At 72.0% G+C, this 7,413-nt stretch carries 6 protein-coding genes and 1 tRNA gene; 5 read left to right on the forward strand and 2 right to left on the reverse strand.

Going from position 1 to position 7,413, the window contains the following annotated elements:
• The first annotated feature begins 1 nt into the window (after position 1).
• On the forward strand, positions 2–1,306 hold the full coding sequence (locus tag AC07CM_RS13760; RefSeq protein WP_478876740.1) for a phosphoribosyltransferase family protein: 1,305 nt from the start codon (positions 2–4) through the stop codon (positions 1,304–1,306).
• 46 nt (positions 1,307–1,352) lie between these two features.
• Positions 1,353–2,468, forward strand: a complete 1,116-nt coding sequence (locus tag AC07CM_RS13765; protein WP_478876576.1) for a CapA family protein — start codon at positions 1,353–1,355, stop codon at positions 2,466–2,468.
• Positions 2,469–2,476: 8 nt separating this feature from the next.
• On the opposite strand, the gene polX is transcribed toward AC07CM_RS13765, so the two are convergent.
• Both polX and AC07CM_RS13775 read right to left on the reverse strand, forming a co-directional pair.
• A complete protein-coding gene (gene polX / locus AC07CM_RS13770) occupies positions 2,477–4,204 on the reverse strand; it encodes a DNA polymerase/3'-5' exonuclease PolX (protein WP_478876577.1) in 1,728 nt (575 codons plus the stop codon).
• A gap of 76 nt (positions 4,205–4,280) precedes the next feature.
• A tRNA-Leu gene (locus AC07CM_RS13775) sits at positions 4,281–4,368 on the reverse strand.
• Between the two features lie 198 nt (positions 4,369–4,566).
• Between AC07CM_RS13775 and AC07CM_RS13780 the strand changes: the two genes are divergently transcribed.
• The 3 genes from AC07CM_RS13780 to AC07CM_RS13790 all read left to right on the forward strand — a co-directional run bounded on the left by AC07CM_RS13780 (position 4,567) and on the right by AC07CM_RS13790 (position 7,253).
• Positions 4,567–5,892 (forward strand): M20/M25/M40 family metallo-hydrolase, encoded by a 1,326-nt coding sequence (locus AC07CM_RS13780; RefSeq protein WP_478876578.1) that lies wholly within the window; start codon positions 4,567–4,569, stop codon positions 5,890–5,892.
• A gap of 147 nt (positions 5,893–6,039) precedes the next feature.
• Positions 6,040–6,273, forward strand: a complete 234-nt coding sequence (gene chpH / locus AC07CM_RS13785; protein ID WP_478876579.1) for a chaplin ChpH — start codon at positions 6,040–6,042, stop codon at positions 6,271–6,273.
• A 140-nt stretch (positions 6,274–6,413) separates the two neighbouring features.
• On the forward strand, positions 6,414–7,253 hold the full coding sequence (locus AC07CM_RS13790) for a chaplin (protein WP_478876580.1): 840 nt from the start codon (positions 6,414–6,416) through the stop codon (positions 7,251–7,253).
• Positions 7,254–7,413: the final 160 nt, after the last annotated feature.

The following is a 7,413-nucleotide window of genomic DNA, read 5'->3' on the forward strand; positions in this document are numbered from 1 at the left end:
CGTGCTCCTCACGAACCGACTCGAAGCGGGACGGCGGCTGGGCCGGCGCCTCGAGTACCTCAGGGGCCAGGACGTCGTGGTGCTCGGGCTGCCCCGCGGCGGCGTGCCGGTCGCCGCGGCCGTCGCCGAGGCCCTCGACGCGCCCCTGGATGTCTGCATGGTGCGCAAACTGGGCGTGCCCGACCAGCCGGAACTGGGCATGGGCGCCATCGGCGAGGACGACGTGCGGGTCATCAACCAGGACGTGCTGCGGCACACCGGCGTCGGCCGGGCGGACCTGGACCGGGTCGAGGCGCAGGAGCGCGCGGTGCTGGAACGGCGGGGCGCCCGCTACCGCGGCGAACACACGCCCGTGACCGTCGCGGGCCGGACCGTCGTGGTCGTCGACGACGGCGTGGCCACCGGCTCCACCGCACGGGTCGCCTGCCGGATCGCGCGCGCTCGGGGCGCGGCCCGCGTCGTGCTGGCGGTCCCCGTCGCCCCACGCGACTTCACCCGGCGGCTCGCCGACGAGGCCGACGAACTGGTGTGCCTCCACACCCCGGCCGAGTTCTTCGCGATCGGCCAGTTCTACGGCGACTTCACCCAGGTCGAGGACGACGAGGTCACCGCCTGTCTGCGGCAGGCGGCCAGGCGCCACGACCGCTTCGCCGGCACCGGCTCCGAGGACCGCGAGGTGGAGGTCGCGGCCGGTGCCGTACGACTGCGCGGGCGGCTCACCCTGCCCGCCGGAGCGACCGGTGTCGTCGCCTTCGCCCACGGCAGCGGCAGCAGCCGGCACAGCCCGCGCAACCGCTTCGTGGCCGAGGGGCTGAACCGGGCCGGCCTCGGCACCCTCCTCTTCGACCTGCTCACCGAGGACGAGGAGCACGACCGGACCAACGTGTTCGACATCGCGCTGCTCGCCGAACGGCTGGCCGGCGCCACCGGCTGGCTGCGCGAGCAACCCGACCTCGAGGGCCTCGCCGTCGGCTACTTCGGCGCCAGCACCGGCGCGGCCGCCGCCCTCTGGGCCGCCACCGAACCGTCGGCACACCCCGCCGCCGTCGTCTCCCGAGGGGGCAGGCCCGACCTGGCCGGACCCCGGCTGCCCGAGGTGACGGCGCCCACCCTGCTCGTCGTGGGCGGCGCCGACCCCCAGGTGCTCGGCCTCAACCGGGAGGCACAGGCCCGACTGCGCTGCGAGAACCGGCTCGAGGTCGTCCCCGGCGCCACCCATCTGTTCGAGGAGCCCGGCACACTGGAGCGGGTGACCGGGCTGGCCCGCGACTGGTTCACCGACCACATGGCGCCCGCACACGTGTAGGCGGGGATCATGTGTGAGGACGTCCGTCGTGGTGAGGACGTCCGCCATGCGTGAGCAGACCCTCACCCTGTTCCTCGCCGGTGACGTCATGCTCGGCCGGGGCGTCGACCAGATCCTCCCGCACCCCGGCGACCCCGCACTGCGGGAGGACTACGTGCGGGACGCCCGCGACTACGTCGCCCTGGCGGAGGCGGCCAACGGCCCCATAGCGCGCCCGGTCGACCCCTCCTGGCCCTGGGGCGAGGCGCTGCCGGCACTGGACCGCGCCGCGCCGGAGGTACGGGTCATCAACCTGGAGACCGCGGTCACCCGGGACGGCGACTTCGCACCCGGCAAGGCCGTCCACTACCGGATGAATCCCGCCAACCTGCCCGCGCTCGCCGTGGCACGCCCCGACGTCTGCGTCCTCGCCAACAACCACGTGCTCGACTTCGGGCCGCCGGGCCTGGCCGAGACGCTGGACTCCCTGGCGGGGGCCGGGCTGCGCACGGCCGGGGCGGGCCGGGACGCGGTCGCCGCATGGCGCCCGGCGGCCGTCCCCCTGCGGACGGGCGGACGCCTGCTGGTCTTCTCCTTCGGGATGCCGTCCAGCGGCATCCCGCACAGCTGGGCAGCCACCGCCGAGCGGTCCGGGGTGGCCCTGGTCGCCGCGCCCACCGAGGGAGCGGCCGCCGCCTTCGCCGACCGGCTGCGCCAGGTCGGGCGGCCGGGCGACGTCGTGGTCGCCTCCGTGCACTGGGGCGCCAACTGGGGATACGCCGTCTCCCGCGCCGAGGTCCGCTTCGCCCACGCACTCGTCGAAGCCGGGGCGGACGTCGTCCACGGCCACTCCTCGCACCACCCGCGTCCGCTGGAGGTGTACCGGGACAGACTCGTCCTGTACGGCTGCGGTGACCTCGTCGACGACTACGAGGGCATCGGCGGCTACGAGCGTTACCGCGACGACCTGCGGCTGCTCCACCTGGCCTCGCTCGAACCCGGCAGCGGACGGCTGACCGGCCTGCGGATGGTGCCCCTGCAGGCGCGCCGGATGCGCCTGGAACACGCGTCGGCCGAGGACACCGCGTGGCTGCGCACCGCCCTCGACCGGTGCAGCCGCCCTTTCGGCGGCCGGGTCGAGCACGCGGACGACGGCTCGCTCACGCTACGGCCCCTGCGGTAGACCGGAGTTCAGCTTCGCCCGCCCTTCCGCAGGAACCGGCGCAGGCGGGTCAGCGGCCAGGTGTTGATCACGTCGTCCTTGGTGAGCCAGCCGCGCTGTGCCGTGCCGACGCCGTAGCGCAGGTGGGCGAGGTGGAGCACGGAGTGGGCGTCGGTGTTCACCGCGAACCGCACGCCGTGCCGCCGGGCCCGCAGGACGTCCTCGTCACGCAGGTCCAGGCGGTCGGGCTGGGCGTTGATCTCCAGCGCGGTGCCGGTGCGGGCACAGGCGGCGAACACCTCGTCCCAGTCGGCGTCCACGCCCGGCCGCTTGCCGATCAGCCGGGTGGTCGGATGGCCGATGACATGGACGTACGGGTTCTCGCAGGCCCGCACGAGCCGTCTCGTCATCGTCCCGCGGTCCTGGTCGAAGTGGGAGTGCAGGGAGGCCACGCAGAGGTCGAAGCCGGCCAGGAACTCGTCCGGCCAGTCCACCTCCCCGTCCGGCCCGATGTTCAGCTCCGTGCCGTGCAGCAGCCGCATCCGGTGCCGGGTGCCGTCCAGGTCCCGCACCCGCTCGCGCTGGGCGAGGATCTTCTCGTCGGTCATGCGCTGCATGTACAGGTCGGGCGCGTGGTCGGTGACCGCGTAGTACGCGTAGCCGCGTGCGGCGGCCTCCTCCACCATCGTCTCCAGCGGCGCGAGGCCGTCCGTGAGGTCCGTGTGGGTGTGCAGGTCACCGCGGATGTCCCGCTCCGTCACCACCTCGGGCAGCTCACCGCGCAGCGCCGCCTCGATCTCCCCGCGGTCCTCCCGCAGCGCGGGCGGGATCCACGGCAGGCCGAGCCGGGCGTACACCTCCTCCTCCGTACGGGAGGCGAGCGATTCCCCGCTCTCGGTGTCGAACAGGCCGTACTCGGAGAGCTTCAGACCCTGGTGGACGGCGATGGTACGGGTGCGGATGTTGTGTCCCTTGGACCCGGTGAAGTACTGCAGCCCGGCGCCCCACGACCGGGGCGGGAGCACCCGCAGGTCCACCTGGACGCCCTTGCCGGTGCGGACCGACGTCTTCTTCTCCCCGTGGGCGATCACCTCCGCCGTCGACGGCAGGGAGGCCAGCGCGTCCATGAAGGGCGCGGACCGGTTCGCCGCGACGAGGACGTCGATGTCGCCGATGGTCTCCCTCATCCGCCGCAGCGACCCGGCGTACGCGCACCGCTTGCAGCCGGTCACCGCGGACAGTTCGGCGACGATCTCCTCGGCGGCGCCGAGGGCGAGGTTGAGCGGGATGCGGTCGCCCGCCTCCTGCATCAGCCGGATCCCGTGCAGGATGTTCTCCTGCGTCTTCTCGCCGAACCCCTTCAGATCGGCCAGCGCGTCCGCCTCGATGGCCGCGGCCAGTTCGTCGACCGACGAGATGTGCAGGTCCTCGTAGAGCCGCAGCGCCTTCTTCGGGCCGAGCGTGGGGATGGTGATCAGCTCCCGCACCCCGGCGGGTATCCGCGCCCGGCGGTCCTCGACCGCCGCGACCTTTCCCGTGCGCAGGTACTCGGCCACCTTCTCGGCGATCGACCTGCCCACGCTCGGGATCTCCCGGAGCCCGTCGACGTCCAGCCCCGAGATGTCGGTGGGATGACCGCCGATGGCACGCGCGGCTTTCTCGTAGGCGCGCGCCTTGAAGGCGTCGCCTCCCGTGATCGCGACGAGGTCGGCGTACTCCTGCAGGAGCGCCTCGACCTCTTCGTTGGGCCGGGCCACCCTTCAAGTCTAGGAAGCCCCTTCCGCACGCGCGCATGCGAAAGGCCCCTGCCGAGCAGGGGCCTCACTGGTGCACTGGTGTCCGAGGGGGGACTTGAACCCCCACGCCCGATAAAGGGCACTAGCACCTCAAGCTAGCGCGTCTGCCATTCCGCCACCCGGACAAGGTGTCTGTCGTGCGGGGTTTCCCTCGCGGCGACGAAGGAAACACTACCAGGCTTTCGAGGGTGGCTGATCACACCCCGTCCCCGGGGGCCCGGCGCGCGTGAACGGCGTGTGACGGGCCGGGACCGGTCTTGGGCCCGGAGCAGGACCGGAGGGAGGATGAGGAGGACCACCAGCGGACAGCGGGAGGAAGCAGCGTGAGCGAGACGGACACGGCCAGGGGCGTCACCGGCGAGGACGAGGTCGTGGACCTCTGCCGCGAGCTGATCCGGTTCGACACCAGCAACTACGGCGACCACTCGGGACCGGGCGAGCGCAAGGCCGCCGAGTACGTCGCCGAGAAGCTCGCCGAGGTCGGGCTCGAACCGCAGATCTTCGAGTCGCACCCGGGGCGGGCCTCCACCGTGGCCAGGATCGAGGGCACGGACCCGTCACGGCCCGCGCTGCTGATCCACGGCCACCTGGACGTAGTACCGGCCAACGCACAGGACTGGACCCACCACCCGTTCTCCGGCGAGGTCACCGACGGATGCGTGTGGGGGCGCGGGGCCGTCGACATGAAGGACATGGACGCCATGACCCTCGCGGTCGTGCGGGACCGGCTGCGCAGCGGACGCAGGCCGCCGCGGGACATCGTGCTCGCCTTCCTCGCCGACGAGGAGGCCGGCGGCACCTCCGGCGCCCGTTACCTGGTCGACCACCACCCCGACCTGTTCGAGGGCGTCACCGAGGCGATCAGCGAGGTGGGCGGCTTCTCCTTCACGGTGAACGAGCAGCGGCGGCTGTACCTGATCGAGACGGCCCAGAAGGGCATGCACTGGATGAAGCTGACCGTGGCCGGCACCGCCGGACACGGGTCGATGATCCACCGGGACAACGCCATCACCGAGCTGTCCGAGGCCGTCGCCCGCGTCGGCCGGCACAGGTTCCCGGTGCGGGTCACCAAGACCACCCGGGCCTTCCTCGACGAACTCGGCGACGCGCTCGGCACCGAGCTGGACGCGGAGGACATGGAGGCCACCCTCGCCAAGCTCGGGGGGCTCGCGAAACTGATCGGCGCGTCCCTGTCCAACACCGCCAACCCCACCCAGCTGAACGCCGGTTACAAGGTCAACGTCATCCCCGGCGAGGCCACCGCGCACATCGACGGACGGTTCCTGCCGGGCCACGAGGAGGAGTTCCTCGCCGACCTCGACCGGCTGCTCGGGCCCAACGTCCGCCGCGAGGACGTGCACGCCGACAAGGCGATCGAGACCACCTTCGACGGGGCGCTCGTCGAGGCCATGCAGTCCTCGCTGCTGGCCGAGGACCCGACCGCCAAGGCGATCCCCTACACGCTCTCCGCCGGGACCGACGCCAAGTCCTTCGACGACCTCGGCATCCGCGGCTTCGGCTTCGTGCCGCTGAAGCTGCCGCCGGAGCTGGACTTCGCCGGCATGTTCCACGGCGTGGACGAACGGGTGCCGGTGGACGGGCTGAAGTTCGGCGTGCGGGTGCTCGACCGGTTCATCGACGCGTCGTGATGCCATGGGCGCAGCTAATCGGGCGCCTTTTCGAGATCGACTGAGAAGAGTGAATGCGACCATAAGCTCGTATCTCGATTACTCCCTCCTCGTTACAGCTGATGTGATCCCGCACCTTGGGATCGCATTTGCCAACAAGGAGGAATAATGATCAAGAAGGTCGTCGCTGCTGCGGCTGCCACCGGTGGTCTGGTTCTCGCGGGTGCGGGCCTGGCCGTCGCCGACTCGGGTGCCCAGGGTGCCGCCGTGCACTCCCCGGGCGTCATTTCCGGCAACGTCGTTCAGGTGCCCGTCCACGTCCCGGTGAACGTGTGCGGCAACACGATCGACGTGATCGGGCTCCTGAACCCCACCTTCGGCAACGCCTGCGTCAACCGCTGACGTCGACTCCCTGAGAGGCGTCTTGTACGAGCCGTCGGCCTCGGAGCGCGCGCCATGCGCTCCGAGGCCGACCGGTCTTTTCCCGTGAACTCCTTTTCGCGGGAACACATATTTCACCGAAGGCAGGGGGGAATTCAGAAATGCGACACGGCACCCGCAAGGGCCTGATGACCATGGCGGCCGCCACCGGCGTGATCGCCGCCGCGAGCGGCTACGCCCACGCCGACTCGGGCGCGGCCGGTTCAGCGGCCGGCTCGCCCGGCGTACTGTCCGGCAACACGGTGCAGGCACCGGTGCACGCGCCGGTGAACGTCTGCGGCAACACCGTGAACGTCGTCGGGCTCCTCAATCCGTCCGTGGGCAACAAATGCGCCAATCACGGCGGCGACTCGGGAGGGTACGGCGAAACGAGCGGCCACGGCGGCTCGCACGCGGGCGGCCACACCGGCGGCTCGCCCGGCGTCGGCTCCGGCAACACCGTCCAGGTACCGATCGACGTCCCGGTCAACGTGTGCGGCAACAGCGTCGACGTCATCGGTGCCGGCAACGCCACCACGGGCAACGACTGCGCCAACGGCGGTGGACACCACAGCCGACCGCCCGGCGACGGGCACGGGACCCCGCCGGGGAAGCCCGGACACCCGGGCGAGCCGGGGCACCCCGGCCATCCCGGCCATCCCGGTCACCCCGGCCATCCCGGTCATCCGGGCCACCCCGGGACTCCGGGACACCCGGGTACGCCCGGAACCCCGGGAACCCCCGGCCACCCGGGAACGCCGGGCACCCCGCCCGCCGAGGGAGGCCACACTCCCCAGGGATCGTCCCAGGTCAAGCACCTGGGCGGCTCCGACCAGTCCCTGAGCGCCGCCCAGCTCGCCCACACCGGCAGTGACGTGCCGCTGGGCCTCGCCCTGCCGATGGGCGGGGGCGCTCTGCTCGCGGGCGCGGTGCTGTACCGCAAGGCCCGGGCCGCCGCGTAGCAGGGCAGGCCGGACCGCCGGGAAACCGGTGGAACCGGCAAACCGGCAAACCGGGGAACCGGAAGACCAGAAGAACGGAGCGGGCCCCGCCGCCACGGCGGGGTCCGCGTCTCTCACGTGTCCTTTCTTCCCACCTGGCGCGCACCCTGCTGAGGATTTT

Source organism: Streptomyces sp. NPDC044061, assembly GCF_056434305.1.